At 36.5% G+C, this 17225-nt stretch carries 8 protein-coding genes; 7 read left to right on the forward strand and 1 reads right to left on the reverse strand.

The window, feature by feature from the left end; genetic code table 11:
- Positions 1-54 precede the first annotated feature (54 nt).
- The 5 genes from prwr041_RS09850 (at position 55) to prwr041_RS09870 (ending at position 11797) form a co-directional block, all read left to right on the forward strand.
- A complete protein-coding gene (locus tag prwr041_RS09850) occupies positions 55-690 on the forward strand; it encodes a response regulator transcription factor (protein ID WP_207153621.1) in 636 nt (211 codons plus the stop codon).
- Between the two features lie 245 nt (positions 691-935).
- On the forward strand, positions 936-1949 hold the full coding sequence (locus prwr041_RS09855) for a LacI family DNA-binding transcriptional regulator (RefSeq protein WP_207153622.1): 1014 nt from the start codon (positions 936-938) through the stop codon (positions 1947-1949).
- Positions 1950-2122: 173 nt separating this feature from the next.
- Complete coding sequence (locus tag prwr041_RS09860; protein ID WP_207153623.1) at positions 2123-6247, forward strand: hybrid sensor histidine kinase/response regulator transcription factor; 4125 nt, start codon at positions 2123-2125, stop codon at positions 6245-6247.
- 132 nt (positions 6248-6379) lie between these two features.
- Positions 6380-9328: a TIM-barrel domain-containing protein gene (locus prwr041_RS09865; RefSeq protein WP_207153624.1), complete on the forward strand. Its 2949-nt coding sequence runs from the start codon at positions 6380-6382 to the stop codon at positions 9326-9328.
- Positions 9329-11797: a glycoside hydrolase family 2 TIM barrel-domain containing protein gene (locus prwr041_RS09870; protein ID WP_207153625.1), complete on the forward strand. Its 2469-nt coding sequence runs from the start codon at positions 9329-9331 to the stop codon at positions 11795-11797.
- Between the two features lie 111 nt (positions 11798-11908).
- On the opposite strand, the gene prwr041_RS09875 is transcribed toward prwr041_RS09870, so the two are convergent.
- Positions 11909-12865 carry a helix-turn-helix domain-containing protein gene (locus tag prwr041_RS09875; RefSeq protein WP_207153626.1) on the reverse strand — a complete coding sequence of 319 codons (957 nt, stop codon included), beginning with the start codon at positions 12863-12865 and terminating at the stop codon, positions 11909-11911.
- A gap of 186 nt (positions 12866-13051) precedes the next feature.
- Between prwr041_RS09875 and prwr041_RS09880 the strand changes: the two genes are divergently transcribed.
- Positions 13052-14071 (forward strand): efflux RND transporter periplasmic adaptor subunit, encoded by a 1020-nt coding sequence (locus prwr041_RS09880; protein ID WP_207153627.1) that lies wholly within the window; start codon positions 13052-13054, stop codon positions 14069-14071.
- Entirely contained in the window at positions 14068-17208 is a 3141-nt protein-coding gene (locus prwr041_RS09885; protein ID WP_207153628.1) for an efflux RND transporter permease subunit, read from the forward strand. Before prwr041_RS09880 ends, prwr041_RS09885 begins: the two co-directional genes overlap by 4 nt.
- Positions 17209-17225: the final 17 nt, after the last annotated feature.

The following is a 17225-nucleotide window of genomic DNA, read 5'->3' on the forward strand; positions in this document are numbered from 1 at the left end:
TATTTGTCATTTTTCATTTATTTTACTTACTTTTGCGGTAAAATGTAAGCAAATATGAGAATTCTGTTAGCTGACAAGCAAGATATTACACGTGCTGGACTGATGTATATTATTGATTCCATGGATAATTTGGAATACAAATATATAGAAGATAAGGCAGAGCTTTTAGTGGCGTTGAATGAAGATCAGGATAGTGTAGTAATCTTGGACTATACGATGTTTGATATCAATGATGCTGCTGAATTGGGAATTCTCAATCAGCGTTTCACGATGACACGTTGGATTATATTCAGTGAAGATCTGAGTCTTGATTTCACAAAACTAATTATTGCGACATCAACGAAATTCAGTATATTACTTAAGGAAAGTAGTATGCAAGAGATAAATGAAGCGATATCATTTGCTATTAATGGTAACCGTTTTATCTGCCAGCGAATGACAGAGATGCTGCTTGCTCCAAATAAATTGGAAGAAGAGATAAATCTTACTAAGACTGAAACTGAAATTCTTAAAGAGATTGCTTTGGGAATGACTACAAGAGAAATAGCCGAAAAGCGTATCTCTAGTTTCCATACAATTAATACCCATAGAAAAAATATATTCAGAAAATTAGGGGTGAATAATGTGCATGAAGCAACAAAGTATGCATTGAGAGCAGGACTAGTAGATTCTGCAGAATATTATATATAATATATTCAGAATAATATATAAATAAAAAAGGTTTAAAATTGTCTCACGACAATCATAAACCGTACATTTTCTAACTAACTTATTATCAACTATTCATTACTCATTAAAATTCTGATACAAATTTAATGCTTTTTTTGACTAGTTGTTATTAATTAGCCCTAAAAAATAACGTAAACGTTTGCGCATCAGCATTAAATTTGTACTTTTGCATTTGGCAGAAATATTAATAACCTTCAAATATAATAATGAAACAGCGTAGAACTTCTTTAAAGGATCTTGCGGACGAACTTGGCGTTAGTATTGCAACAGTATCTCGTGCATTGAGGAATAGCCACGAGGTAGGAGACGATATGAAACGTAAAGTAAAGGAATTGGCTATGAAATTAAATTATCGCCCAAATCCTTTTGCGCAGAGTTTACGAAAAGAGGCTCCAAGAGTTATTGGTGTTATTGTACCTAATCTTGTTACTCATTATTATGCTGCCGTGCTCGACGGAATTGAAGACTTTGCCTCAAGAGCTGGATATTCTGTTATCAGTGCAAATAGTCATGAAAGTTGTGAAATGGAGAAAAGAGCAATTGATAACTTCATTTCAATGCATGTTGAAGGTATAATTGCATGTCTAGCACAAGACACGGTAGATTATACGCATTTTGAACAATTGTATGAAATGGGAATACCTGTTGTATTCTTTGCACGTACATGTCTTCCTGAAAAATTCTCTCAAGTTGTCGGTAATGGTGATGAGGCTGCTCAGATTGCAACTTGTCATCTCATAGAAACAGGCTCGAAGAGAATAGCTTTTGTTGGTGGCCCCAATCATCTCGATATGGTGCGCAGACGTAAACATGGGTATCTAGAGGCGCTTCGCCAAAAAGGATTGCCAATAGAAAGAGACCTAGTGATATGTGATAAAATTGATTTTGATGTAGCCAGACAAGCTACAATAAAACTTTTGCAGAATGAAAACCGTCCTGATGCAATACTTGCGTTTAATGATATTGTTACTTATGCTGCTTTTGATGCGATAAAGGAATGTGGACTTTCAATTCCAGACGATGTCGCCATTATCGGATTTACAGATGGTGATTCGGCGGCTTTTGTTACCCCAAAACTCAGTGCTATTATGGATCAGGCTCATGTGCAAGGTAATAAAAGTTGCGAATTGCTAATGAGAAATATCAATGGTGATCAAACAATTTATAAAGAAATTGTACCAATGATATTGAAAATACGTGAAAGTTCAGAAAAACATTGAGCCTTGTTTCGTATCATTTTAATGCCATTCTATTCTTATATGCAAATGCAATAAAAAGTAAAACATAATAAATGCTTTGGTGGCTAAAAAGGAATTACTGATATGAGAAAAGCTTGGTTTGATTTGGAACTAAGCAAAAAACTATATATCTTTGCAAACTAAAGTATATACACATGAAACGCTTACTAACTGTTTTAGTAATACTTATATCTAGCATCTCCTGTTTTACCATTAAAGCACAAAATAATGTTAGTTTTCATCGTTTAGGAACCCATCAAGGCTTATCAAATAGTCAAGTTAATTGTGTTTTTAAGGATTCAAAAGGTTATATCTGGTTTGGAACACAATCCGGATTAGATCGTTTTGACGGTTTCAGATTCAAAAACTTCTTTTATAAATATGGCAATGATCTTTCATTGCCCAATAATGCTGTTGACCGTATTCAGGAAGATATTAATGGAAATCTTTGGATTCACACTGCTGTTGGATATTGCGTTTATATGAGTGATACCGAAAATTTCAATCCTGGTTCCAATCAACTTATGCAGGCAATGGGAATGAATGGAACTGCTGACTGGGTGGAAATAGATTCACATAAAAACATGTGGGTGGCTGTTAATGGACGAGGTGTATACTATAATGAGGCTGGTAAAAATAAATCTTTTTTATTCAAGCAGGATGGTAATAGATCGTCTGTTTTGCCCTCTGGAATGGTGTCGTGTATCACAGAATGTAAAGGTGGTGTTATTATTACTTTTAATAATGGAATATTGGCTAAACTGTCAAGTAAAACTCGTAAAGTTGAATGGGTGAATAAAAGCCTTTTTAATTTGCATAAAGGTGTTTTGATGGCTCATAGTACTTATGTTGATTTATATGGTAATATTTGGGTTTCATACGTTGGACATACTGTTGTATGGAGTTGCAAAACAAAACAATGGTATAATTCTGTTTCGCAGATTATTAAGGAATTTGGTATTAAGGGAGTTAACTGCAATAATATCTTAGTCAAAGATCTTGTCACTGATAATATTGGTAGGATATGGATAGCTACAGACCATGACGGAATGTTAATGCTTGATACACGTAATCATACTTGTGAGTCATATAAATATGACAAAACTAATTCTGAGAGTATTCCTGATAATACAATACAAAATCTGTTTCTTGATAATAATGGTGCGTTATGGGTAGGCACATATAAGAATGGAGTAGCATTTTATTCAGCCGAAGATTCAAAATTCTCTACTATATATTTAGGTGATGTCTGCACTATAGTGGAAGATAATTCTGGTAATCTTTGGTGTGGCACAAATAATGAAGGAATTGTTGTATATAATCCTCTTACAGGTGTAGCGCATCATTATAGAAGTGGAGAAACAGGACTTGGTTCTGAAGCCGTAATAAGCAGCACCATCGCTAAGGATGGGTCTTTGTGGTTTGGTACATTCAATGGAGGAATGACTCATTATAAGGATGGTCGTTTCACTCCTTATCGTGCTACGGGAAAGCCTAATTCTCTTGCTAATGATAATGTTTGGGCTTTAGAAACTGATACTAATGGCAATATTGTTATAGCAACCCTTGGTGGGGGTTTACAGTTTTTGAATACTCTTTCAGATAAGTTTACTACTTATAACAGTCATAATTCAGGCTTACTTTCCGATTTTATATTATCTATTTCTTTTGATGGAGAGGGTAATATCGTAATAGGAAATGCACAAAGCTTTTCGGTGTTGGATGTAAAAACTCGAAAGATAACCAAATACAACACGACACGTTCCGGACATGTATTTTCAGCATCATCAATCAATCAGATATTAGTTGATTCACGTGGTATTGTATGGAATGCGTCGGCTTCAGGTCTTTCTTCTTATGAGTTAAAGGGTGATTCCCTGAATGAAATATCCCTCTTCCCTGGTTCGCAGAGTTTTGTGGCTTCTTCTGTAATAGAGGATTTAGCCAATACAATATGGGTGGCTACTGATAAGGGTGTTTCTCATATCGTATTGACAAACGAAGATGGTAAATGGAATTATTTTGTCACAAATTATAATGAAATAGATGGTTTGCAAAACAGACAGTTTAATAGTCGTGCCATTTTTCTGTGTCATAATGGTAACGTTGTGGTAGGCGGTCAGGATGGTATAAATATAATTCCACCACAAAAAACTAAAAGAAGTTTTAGGCAGTCACATGCATTGTTTGCTGGCTTTGTACTTTATGACAAATCGGTTGATGTAGGAGAGGAATACAACGGAAGAGTAATTCTGGATAAGGCATTGCGTGACGGAGGTTCTTTGACTCTAAATCATTCAGATGATGCCTTTACAATATTGCTTGCATCCGACAATGTTTCAATACCAGAAAAGAGCAAATTTCTTTATCGGTTGAAAGGATTCAGTGACAAATGGATGCTTACCGCTGACGGGCAACCTGCTGTGTCGTTTACCAATCTATCTTCAGGTGATTATAAACTTGAAGTTAAAGTCGTAAACCGTGACGGAACACAGAGTGACATAGTCAGCACACTTGACATTCATGTAAATCCGCCCTTCTATCTTTCAATATGGGCAATCCTATTTTATGTAGTGTTGGTTGCCGTGTTATTGTATTATGCTAAGATTATATTTCTTAGAAGACAAAAGGAAAAATTCATGATAGAACAAGTAAAGAGAGATGCCGAGCAGAGCAAGCACCTTGATGAAATGAAACTTAATTTCTTTACGAATGTAAGCCATGAGTTGCGTACTCCAATTACTCTCATTATTTCACCATTGAACAATATGATAAAAAATGAGACTGATGGTGATAATAAGAATATGTTGGAACTCATTCAGCGAAATGCTAAGAGGCTGCTCAATATGGTAAATCAGATATTGGATTTCCGCAAGATGGATGAAAATCAGCAGCAACTGAATTTGCTTACAGGTGATATCGTGGAATTCGTTAAAAACATTTGTAATACATTTAATAAACTAGTAAGTAAGGATATTACTCTTACATTTTATTCTTCTGTTGGTTACCTATTTATGTCTTTTGATGATGACAAAATAGGAAAGATTATAAACAATCTTCTGTCTAATGCATATAAGTTCACACCATCTGGAGGGCGTATTGATGTTTCAATGCGTGTTATTTCTAACAATGATTCAGAAGGCAAGAATATAGATATGCTTGAAATGAAGGTAAGTGATACAGGTGTAGGTATTAACGATGAAGAGAAGACACATGTCTTCGACCGTTTCTATCAGGTTAATTCAGAGAAAGGACAAACCTATGGCGGTAGTGGGATTGGTTTGAGTCTTGTTAAGACATTTGTTGATATGCATGGCGGTACTGTATCTGTTTCTGACAATCCAGGTGGAGGTGCAGTCTTTGTTATTTATCTTCCTATACGTCATGATTCTACGCAGACGGTTTTTAGGACAGAAAAGCTTGTTGAAAAAAGCAACGAAGAAGTGAGATTAGTATTGAATCATGATGAAAACAATGTCAACAATAAGGATATTCCTGCAATACCTGTATATGCGAATCTTGCTAAATCTGATGTTCTTGTCGTTGATGATTCTGATGATTTTCTATCGTTTATGACAGAGGTATTGTCGACCGATTATAATGTTAGGGTGGCTCATAATGGTATAGAGGCACTTAAACTTGTGGCTGAAAAGAAACCAGACATAATTTTATCTGATGTTATGATGCCGGAAATGGATGGTAATCAGCTTTGCAAAGAGTTGAAGTCCGATATAAATACTAGTGGTATTCCCTTTATAATTCTTACTGCTAGGATGGCGCAGGAGCATAAGATTGAAGGATTGGAAAATGGTGCTGATGATTATATCACCAAACCATTTAATATGGATTTGTTGAATCTTAAGATACAGAACCTCATTAAATGGCATAAGGGACCAAGACAGAAACTTATCAAACCTAAAATAAAGCAGCTTGAAATTACTTCTGTCGATCAGCAAATGGTTAACGATGCTACAAAGTATGTTGAGGATAACCTCGATAATACCGATATAAGTGTAGAGACGTTAAGTGCTGACCTAAATATGTCACGTGTGCAGTTATACAAACGATTGTTGTCAGTAACTGGTACAACCCCTTCAGAGTTTATCCGTACTATCAGATTGCAGCATGCAGAACAGTTATTAAGGCAAAGTCAGCAAGGGGTGAGTGAAATAGCTTATCAGGTAGGGTTTAATAATCCACGCTATTTTTCAAAGTACTTTACAGAGATGTATGGAGTCACACCTTCTCAGTATAAGCATAAGTTTGAAAAGGATAGATAACATTATATATACGTTTTTGAAACATTTAAGCATGGTTGTGATAAGATAGTATCGGATTTTATTAACATTATATTATTTGTTTGTTTGATTTTTACAGTATCTTTGCCGTAGAATCAATAAACCTGAAATGAAATGAAAATCGCAAAAACTTTATTATCTGTTGCCTTGTTTCTATGTGCCACTTCTGTATATTCAGCAGCATATACGCAACATGGTAACTTCATTACGATTAATGTAAAAAAACAAACTGCACATGGTGCAAAGATTGTTCGTCTGCAAGTTATTGACGACAAAATTATACGTGTTGAGTCTACAAACGAATCGGCATTCAAACCCAAGCAAAGTTTGATTATTGTACCTCAGAATGCAAAATCAAATTTTAAGGTGATAGAAAATGGTGGGAATGTCATTGTTTCCACTTCCGAAATCAAGGCTTTTGTTGATGAGAATACTGGTCGTGTTACTTTTAAAGATGCAAAAGGCAAAACTATTCTTGCAGAAAGTAACATTGGTGGAAAAACGTTTTCACCGTTTATTGTTCCAGAACGTGAAATTGGTGTAGACAGTCATCTCACCGAGTCTCAAAAGCATGGTGTATCATGGCATGCTCTTTTTGACAGTCCTGCCGATGAGGCTTTCTATGGATTGGGTCAACATCAGTCAGAGGAACTTAACATGAAGAGTAAGAATGAAGATTTGTTCCAATATAATACTAAAGTTAGTGTGCCGTTTGTTGTAAGTAACCATAATTATGGATTGCTTTGGGATAGTTATAGCTATTGCCGTTTTGGTAATCCTGATGGTTATAAACAACTTAACAACCTCTTTACCCTTTATGACAAAGATGGAAATAAAGGCGCTTTAACTGGTACATATACCCAGAAAGATGGTTATCAAATAGTTCGTGGCGAAGATAGCATATACTATGAGTTCGCACTTCCTGATTTGGCTAAAGCTAAAGCTGGGAAAGATTTAGGTGTAGGATGTCTGCCTAAAGGATTTAAACTTAATGGTTCTCATGTTACTTATGAGGGATATATTGAATCTCCTGTAGATAATCTATATCGTTTTATTTTGTATTATGCTGGGTATATGAAGGTATATGTTGACGGAAAGGAAGTTGTTCCTCAGCGTTGGCGTACAGCATGGAATCCCAATTCATATAAATTCACTGTGCCTCTTCGCAAAGGCGTTAAAGCAAAGTTGCTCGTTGATTGGTATCCTGACGGAGATGTCAGTTATTGTGGACTTCGTGCTGCCTCTCCACGTAGTGAGGTTGAACAGGGAAAGCTAAGTATATGGAGTGAGATGACTCCTGATATGGATTATTATTTTATCGCAGGCAAAAATCTCGATGATGTTATTTCTGGATACCGTACTCTTACTGGTAAGGCACAGGTTTATCCTAAATGGGCACTTGGATTCTGGCAAAGTCGTGAGCGTTATAAGAGTAGTGCCGATATAGAATCTACTTTGAGTGAATTCCGCAAGCGCCATATTCCTATTGATAATATTGTTCAGGATTGGAATTATTGGAAGACCGATTCTTGGGGAGATCATACTTTTGAGTCTTCTCGCTATCCTAATCCACAGGCAATGCTTGACAGTGTTCATGCTCTTAATGGTCGTTTCATGATTTCTGTTTGGCCTAAATTCTATAGCAGTGTTAAGAACTATAAAGAGTTGGATGCCCATGGTTGGATGTATCATCAGGCAGTGAAAGATTCTATCTATGACTGGTTAGGATATTTAGGTTCATTCTATGATGCTTATGCACCAGGTGCCCGTAAGATGTTTTGGCGTCAGATGGACGAGAATCTATATAGTAAATATAAATTTGGTATAGATGCATGGTGGATGGATGCAAGTGAACCAAATGTTCGTGACTGTACTCCTATGTGGTATCGCAAGGCTCTCAGCGGTTCTACCGCTTTAGGTTCTACTACCGAGTATTTTAATGCTTATTCTCTTGTAAATGCCGATGCAATATATAATGGTCAGCGCAGTGTAAATCCAAATCAGCGTGTGTTTCTTTTGACACGTAGTGGATTTGCAGGTGAACAGCGTTACAGCACAGCAACATGGAGTGGGGATATTGGTACTCGCTGGGAGGATATGCGTGCTCAGATGACAGCGGGAATGAACTATAGTATCAGCGGACTTCCCTTCTGGGGGATGGATCAAGGAGGTTTCTGTGTAGAAAATCGTTATGTTGCAGCACAACAGTTGTATGATAAAACTGGTGAGGAAAATGAGGATTTGAAAGAATGGAGAGAACTTCAGACTAGATGGAATCAGTTTGGATGCTTTATACCTTTATATAGAACTCATGGACAATGGCCTTTGCGTGAGGTTTGGAATATAGCACCAGAGAGCCATCCTGCTTACAAGACCATTGTGGCTTATGACAAACTACGCTATCGCATGATGCCATATATGTATAGTCTGGCTGGTGCTGTTCATTTTAATGATTATACCATTATGCGTCCGCTTGTGATGGACTTTAATGGCGATGCCAATGTTTATGACATTAAAAATCAGTGGATGTTCGGTCCTGCTCTAATGGCTTGTCCGGTTGGTGTGTATAAAGCTCGCAGCCGTGAGGTTTATCTTCCTAAGCAGAGAGGATGGTATGATCTTTACACAAATAAATACTATGCCGGCGGACAGACGATTAATGCCGATGCTCCTTATGATAAGATTCCGGTATTCGTACCAGAAGGTTCAATAATTCCATTTGGTCCTGATATGGAGTGGAGTGATGAAAAGCCTGCCGAACTTATTAATCTGTATGTATATCAAGGTCATGATGGTGAGTTTACTCTCTATGAAGATGAAGGTACTAATTATAATTATGAAAAAGGTCACTATTCTACCATTAAGTTTACATATAATGATAAGATGAATACCTTAGTAATAGGTGACCTTAATGGTAATTATAACGGTATGGTTAAGAATCGCCGTTTTAATATTGTATATCATCGTAAGGGACAGACTGTTGCTAATGCATTAGACTTTGACAATATTTCTGGTACTATCGTTAAATACACAGGAAAATCGTTGTCTGTAAAATTGGAATAAATGAAAAATAAGTCAGTTTTATTATTATTGGCATTGCTGTTTACAGTCAAGGCTTCGGCTGTTGAAAGTAAATTGTTTGTTGACAATTGGCTATTTAAATTGGCTGATTCTACAAACATGTCATTACCTAATTATAAAGATTCTTCTTGGCGAAAACTTACTTTGCCGCATGACTGGGCTATTGAGGGTGATTTTCTTGTTACAAATCCATCTGGAGAGAGTGGCGGAGCATTACCTGGTGGCATAGGTTGGTATCGTAAGCATTTTGACATAAATGATTACTCAAAAGCCAAAAGATATTATATTGATTTTGATGGCGTGTATATGAATTCCACTGTATATGTGAATGGCATAGAATTGGGTACACGACCTTATGGATATAGCAGTTTCAGATATGATATAACTAAGTATGTCAGGAAGAATGGCAATGTAGTTGCGGTAAAAGTGGATAATTCTGATCAGCCAAACAGTAGATGGTATAGTGGGTGTGGCATCTACCGTAATGTATATCTTGTAGAGACTGGTAATATCCATGTTGCCCATTGGGGAACTTTTGTTACTGCTTCACAGAATGGTAATGTTAATATTGATGTTAGTATAGACAATACCTGCAATGCGTCAGAGAAAATAACAGTGCGCAATAGTATTGTTGATTCTCATGGACGAATTATATCAGTTGCGTCTTCTGCTTCATTAGTTAAAGCCGATACTGTTACTGTAAACATGCAGCGTCTATCAGTTAATAATCCTTCCCTTTGGTCTGTTGATAGTCCGAATATGTATCTTTTGAGAGCAGAACTTTTACGTGGAAAGAAAGTTGTTGATACTTATACCACGAAGTTTGGTTTCCGTTCTTTTAAGTTTGATGCAGCTAGCGGCTTTTGGCTTAATGGCAAAAATATGAAAATAAATGGTGTATGTAATCATCATGATTTAGGATGCCTTGGTGCTGCGATACATAAGGATGCTATCATTCGTAAATTGTCCATTCTAAAGGATATGGGTTGCAATGCCATACGTTGTTCGCATAATCCGCCTGCCCCTGAATTACTTGATGCCTGTGACTCTCTTGGTTTCATCGTCATGGATGAGAGCTTTGATATGTGGCATCAAAAAAAGACGAAGAATGATTATGCTCGTTTCTTTGATAAATGGTTTGAACGTGATTTGACTGATTTGGTTGTTCGTGATCGCAATCATCCATCTGTTATCATGTGGAGCATTGGAAACGAAGTGCTTGAACAGTGGAATTCTGCTTCAGCAGATAAATTAACTCCAGAGCAGGCAAACCTGATACTTAATGCTTCTCATGATGCTTCTTCACTTGGTGGAAAGGAGTTGAGTATTAATTCAAAGCTCACACGCCGATTGGCTGATATAGTAAAGCATTTGGATCCAACACGCCCCGTAACATCAGGATGCAATGAACCTTCTCCAGACAACAATTTGTTTAAGAGTGGAGCATTGGATATTATAGGATATAATTATCATATAGGTAATATAAAGGATGTGCCACATAATTTTCCAGGCAAACCTTTTATCATGACAGAGTCGGTATCTGCATTGCAGACTCGTGGAAACTATATCATGCCAAGTGATACCATTTATAAGGCACCAAAAGAATGGTGGCTCCCATATACAGATCCGTCTTTCATGTGCAGCGCATACGATAATATGCACGCCTCTTGGAGTAGCACTCATGAGCAGACATGGGATATAGTTAAAAACACTCCTTTTGTGAGTGGTCAGTTCATCTGGACAGGATGGGATTATATTGGTGAACCGACTCCTTATAGTTTTCCTGCACGAAGCAGCTATTTTGGAATTATAGATTTAGCAGGTTTCCCTAAGGATATTTACTACATGTATCAGAGTGAATGGACTTCAAAGCCAGTGTTGCATCTCTTCCCACATTGGAATTGGATTCCAGGACAGACTATAGATCTGTGGTGCTATTATAATAATGCTGACGATGTAGAATTGTTTGTCAATAATGTCAGTCAGGGTGTGCGCCATAAGCTGCCACATGAATATCACGTCATGTGGAGAGTAAAGTTTGAACCTGGTGAAGTGAGAGTTGTAGCAAGAAAGAATGGAAACATCGTGCGTGAGCAGACAATACATACTGCTGGTGCACCCGATCATATACGATTTACAGCAGACCGGAGTTCAAACACTCATGGTGGATTGGTTTTTGTTAAGGCTGAAATTGTAGACAAAGACGATAACCTTTGTCCTTGGGCTGATAATCAGATATTCTTTAATGTAAATGGCGAAGCCTCTATTGCAGGTGTTGATAATGGAAGTCAAACATCAATGGAGCGTTTTAAGGCAAATAATCGTAAAGCATTCTTTGGACGTTGTATGATTGTTTTAAAGACTTCTGACACTTCTGGTGAAATAGAACTTACTGGTAAGGCTGTTGATTTAAAAGATGGATATATAAAGATTAACAATATTAGTTATTAATTAGTATCATTTTTTGTATAGTCGTGCATACATGTGAGTGTATGCACGATTTCTTATGATAATAAGTGATGTAGTTATCATAAACGATTCTTTTCTAAACAAGAATAATTATTAATCATTATTCCTTAGATAATTATATAAATCAAATTCAATTTTGTTGGCACTAATATCTCCTTTGCGATTCTTGCATCTTTTACGATATTCTTTAGGTGATATTCCAACATACTGTTTAAAGTACTTACCGAAAAATGTCTGTGTTGGAAAATTCAGTCTGTCAGCGATTTCCTTTATGCTGATATTGGTAAATTCCAACATTTGTTTTGACTCTATTATTACGCGACTTATAATCCATTTCAGAGCAGTAACGCCAGTCTTTGCTTTTATTATCTCAGAGAAATAACTATAAGAAAGACATTGCTCTGCTGCGTAAAAGGCAACATTTCTTTCTTTTCTGTAATGAAGATCCAGTGCTACAATAAAATTTTGCATGATTTCATCATTTCTGTCTGGGGCAGACAATTCTATCGGTTGATTTATAAGATACTGGTTTAATATCTCATAAAACAATGTACTGGCTTGTGATTTTATAAGTTCGGTAAGAACCATACGTCTTCGTTCATCCATCTCAGAAGAAATCTCATGATTAATTCGTTCTTCTATAGATGATAATAAACCAGAAATATATTTGTATTGCTGGTCTGTCATCGTTAGTTTTGGATTATCGCGTATATACATCTGACTTCTCACATTAAGAAGATTGGAAATCAGAGGTAGTATGAAGTCTAACTTTGGTTTTATTAGTAGTCCTGTAAAGTCATCGCTGACATTGGACACACGTAAGAATCCAGCAGGAGTATAAAAAAACATTTCCTTCTCTTTTATGCTATAATTGTTTAGCCCAGACTTTATATCTATACTACCTTTAGTACATAGACATATTACCATCCCCATGGAGTTGTCTATTGAGACAACTTCACCTGGCTGTATAAATGTATCAGATCGATCTGGTACATAATGAAACTCAAATGGGAGCTGAAGAGATTTTTGACTATCATTCTCTAACATCATTATTTATAGTTTAATGAATAATTAACTCGACAAATATACTAATTTATAGCCATTGTATTGCTATTTTTCTGTTACTTTTAGTGGGTATTTGGCAAATCGAACAATTTACTGCAATTATCAACCTTGCTAATAATGACTATTAACGCTAATTTTGTGCCGTTTTATAACAAATTTATATTTAGAGAAATGAAAGTAAAAGGATTGATTGTATTTTTGATGGTAACGATTGTATTATCAAGTTGTTCCAACGTGAAAAAAACAAATAGCGTAAAAGCTATTAATGTAAGTGTTTTAATGGTAAACGGTACAGATGAAGCTACAACCAAGACTTATGTTGGTACAGTAGAGGAATCTTATGGTTCACAGTTAAGTTTTGCTACAATGGGCACCGTTTCTCAGGTCTTTGCAGATGAAGGCAAGTTTGTTAACAAAGGTGATGTACTGGCAGTTCTTGATAAGCAGACGTTACATAATACATATGATATAGCTAAATCTACATTAACACAGACACAAGATGCATATCGTCGTATGAACTTACTGTATAAGAAAGGTAGTCTACCAGAAATCAAGTTCATCGAGATACAGACCCAGCTTGCTCAGGCTCAATCTGCTGAACGTATCGCAAGAAAAAATCTAGGAGATTGTGTCTTGCGCGCACCTTTTGGTGGTTATATTTCTGAGCGTAGTGTAGATATGGGTAACAATGTTCTTCCAGGACAAAGTTGCTTTAAGCTAGTAAAGTTAGATAAGATTAAAGTGAAAGTTTCTATTCCAGAGAAGGAAATTGCAGATATACATGTTGGACAGTCTGTTCAATTTAATGTTGCTGCTTTGAATAACCGTATGTTTACAGCAAATGTAAAGGAAAAGGGAGTTCAGGCTAATCCATTAAGTCACACTTATGATATAAAATTAGAAATAGCAAATAGCGATAGAGCTCTACTACCAGGAATGGTATGTAATGTTTCCATACATCATTCTGGTAATGATAACAGTATTGTTGTACCACAGGACGCTGTACTAGTTGACGGTGAAGGCACGTACGTGTGGATCGTAGACGGAAACAGAAGTAAACGTCGCAATGTTACTTCTGGTGATGTAAGTAATCAGGGAATTATCATTACTATGGGACTTAATGTTGGTGACAAAGTAATTGTAAGTGGACAGAATAATGTAAGTGAAGATTCTAAAATAAAGATTCAATGATGAAACGATCTAGATTTGATCCCGTAGAGGGAGTTATGCGCAATCGTAGCATCATGTTACTGATTGTGTCTGTATTCATTGTCTTTGGCATATATTCACTTATTAATATGCCTAAAAATGAATTCCCAACATTCACAGTACGTCAAGGTGTTGTAGCAGCGGTTTATCCAGGTGCCACTTCAGCTGAAGTAGAAGAACAAGTTACTAAACCTTTAGAGAAATTTCTTTGGGGATTTAAGGAAATAAAGAAGTCAAAGACATATTCAGAAAGCAAGGACGGAATGTGCTATGTTTTTGTGGAGTTGAATGACGATATAAAGAATAAGGATGAATTTTGGAGTAAATTTAAAATAAGACTTCAACAGTTTAAAGGTGAATTGCCGTCGGGGGTGTTGGCTTTAATAGCAAATGATGACTTTGGTGATACATCGGCAATGTTGATTACTCTGGAGAGTAAAGATAAAACTTACCGACAATTGCATGATTATATGGATAATCTGCAAGATAGTCTGCGTACTATTCCAGAGGTCGCCAATATGAGAATATATGGTGAACAGCAGGAACAGATTGGCATTTATGTAGACCGTGACCGTCTTTCTACTTATGGTTTGAACACAGCAACATTGCTTGCAAGTCTTAAGTCACAAGGCATGACTATAATAAGTGGAGCCGTTGACAATAAAAGCAGTGTAAGACCTATACACGTTGTGTCTAATCTTAGTACTGAAAATGATGTGGCGCAGCAAATTGTCTTTTCTGATCCATCAGGCAATGTGATACGTTTGCGTGATATCGCTACAATTAAGCGTGAATATCCTCAATCAGATTCTTATGTCAAAAATAATGGCAAAAAATGTATTGTCTTATCATTAGAGATGAACGAAGGTAAAAATATTGTTCAGTTCGGTGATAAGGTAAAGGATATCATGAATAGGTATAAGGCTAATTTGCCTTCAGATGTTAGCATATATACTATAACTGATCAGAGTCAGGTAGTAAACTCATCTGTTGTAGATTTCCTTAAAGAATTGTGTATAGCGATTGTTTCTGTCATCGTGGTCATCATGCTCCTATTGCCTATGCGTGTGGCGAGCGTTGCAGCAGGCACGATTCCTATTACGATATTTATTGCTTTGGGAATATTCTATGCTTTTGGTATAGAGTTGAATACGGTAACGCTGGCGGCACTGATTGTGACCCTTGGTATGATTGTTGATAATAGTATTGTTATCATAGACTGCTATATAGAGAAGATTGATCAGGGAATGAGTCGATGGCATGCTGCTTCTATGTCGGCAAAAGAATTCTTCTCATCAATATTCAGTGCCACGTTGGCTATTTCCATTACATTCTTCCCGTTGCTGATAACGATGAAGGGTATGATGTTGGATTTCGTAAAATGGTTCCCGATAGGTGTCTCTATTGTTCTTGGTGTGTCTTTGTTAATAGCGTTATTCATGGTACCATGGATGCAATATACATTTATAAAGAAAGGTCTAAAAGAAGATAAGAGTAAACAGAAACATAAATCTTTCTTGGAAATAATACAGCATTATTATAATATATTGATTAATGCTTGTTTCCGACATCCGTTTATTACATTGGGCTTTGGCGTATTTACTGTTATAATAGGAGGAGCTCTCTTTTCACAAGCTCCGCAGAAACTTATGCCAAGAGCAGAGCGTAACCAATTCGCTGTAGAAATATATATGCCTTCTGGCACTGCGATTGAACGTACTGCGCAAGTTGCTGATAGTTTGCAACATCTAATGAAGAAAGACAGTCGTGTACTTAATATCACTACATTCTATGGTAGCGGTTCTCCTCGCTTTCAGACTAGTTATGCTCCACAGATTGGCGGTACTAATTTTGCACAGTTTATTGTAAATACTAAAGATGATGAAGATACACAGGCTTTGCTTGATAAATTCACACCTATGTATTCTAATTATTTCAGTGATGCTCAAGTACGTATTAAACAATTAGACTATTCAGATGCTTTATCACCTGTTGAGATTAGATTTAGTGGTAGCAATCTAGCACAGTTGCATAAGACTGTAGATAGTGCCATGACCATTATGCGTCGTGACAGTGATTTATTGCTGGTAAGAAGTAATTTTGAAGGAACTACCAGTGGACTAAATGTGATAATGAACAGTGATGAATCTAATAGATTAGGCATAAACAAAACAATGTTGTCACTGAATCTTGCTACAAGATTTGGCAATGGCATCCCATTAACAACTGTATGGGAGGGAGACTATCCTGTAAATGTAATGCTCAAAGATGTAAAATCAGGGAAACAGAATCCTGATGATTTGAGCAATGCTATGGTTAGTGGTTTAGTTCCAGGAGTAAATGTGCATCTTAATCAGATTGCTAATGTGAAACCTGATTGGCACGAAAGCATGATTGTGAGGCGTAATGGAGTGAGAACAATTTCGGTTTTCGCTGATGTTCGTAGAGGTGTAAATCTAAATACAGTTACGGATAGAACGTTAGCATCTTTAAAATCACTATCTGGTAAAGATGTAACAATGAAAGCTGGTGGACAGCGTGCGAGTGATGATGAAAACGGACCACAGATATATGGTGGTTTGTCGATATCTATTATTATTATATTCGTGATACTGATTTTCCATTTCAGAGACATACGTATGTCTGTACTGATAATGTTTTCACTTCTGTTCTCTCTGCTAGGAGCAGCTTTGGGTATTTATATAATGCATCAGGATGTAAGTTTGACAGGTGTACTTGGAATGATATCGCTTATGGGAATTATAGTGAGAAATGGAATCATTATGATTGATTATGCAGAAGAACTGCGCAAGAATAATAGAATCAGTGCTAAGCATGCAGCTCTTCAGGCTGCAGAAAGACGTATGCGCCCTGTATTCCTCACGAGTGCTGCTGCATCAATGGGAGTTGTTCCTATGGTGATACAAAACTCACCAATGTGGGGACCTATGGGAGTCGTTGTATGCTTTGGTACAATCATGGCTATGTTCTTTATTCTCACAATGATACCTGTTGGATATTGGATGATATTCCGCATAGAAGATAAGAAACGTCATTTAAAGAATGAGAAAGAGCGTGCAAAGCTTATACAGAGTATCGTAAGTGCAGAAACTGAATAGACAACAATATTTATAAT

Source organism: Prevotella herbatica (assembly GCF_017347605.1).
In the GTDB taxonomy this organism is placed as follows: domain Bacteria; phylum Bacteroidota; class Bacteroidia; order Bacteroidales; family Bacteroidaceae; genus Prevotella; species Prevotella herbatica.

Excerpts from the sequence above, each read along its gene's own strand:
- prwr041_RS09850 (WP_207153621.1), top strand. The coding sequence starts at position 55 with ATGAGAATTCTGTTAGCTGACAAGCAAGATATTACACGTGCTGGACTG.
- prwr041_RS09855 (WP_207153622.1), top strand. The coding sequence starts at position 936 with ATGAAACAGCGTAGAACTTCTTTAAAGGATCTTGCGGACGAACTTGGC.
- prwr041_RS09860 (WP_207153623.1), top strand. The coding sequence starts at position 2,123 with ATGAAACGCTTACTAACTGTTTTAGTAATACTTATATCTAGCATCTCC.
- prwr041_RS09865 (WP_207153624.1), top strand. The coding sequence starts at position 6,380 with ATGAAAATCGCAAAAACTTTATTATCTGTTGCCTTGTTTCTATGTGCC.
- prwr041_RS09870 (WP_207153625.1), top strand. The coding sequence starts at position 9,329 with ATGAAAAATAAGTCAGTTTTATTATTATTGGCATTGCTGTTTACAGTC.
- prwr041_RS09875 (WP_207153626.1), bottom strand. The coding sequence starts at position 12,865 with ATGATGTTAGAGAATGATAGTCAAAAATCTCTTCAGCTCCCATTTGAG.
- prwr041_RS09880 (WP_207153627.1), top strand. The coding sequence starts at position 13,052 with ATGAAAGTAAAAGGATTGATTGTATTTTTGATGGTAACGATTGTATTA.
- prwr041_RS09885 (WP_207153628.1), top strand. The coding sequence starts at position 14,068 with ATGATGAAACGATCTAGATTTGATCCCGTAGAGGGAGTTATGCGCAAT.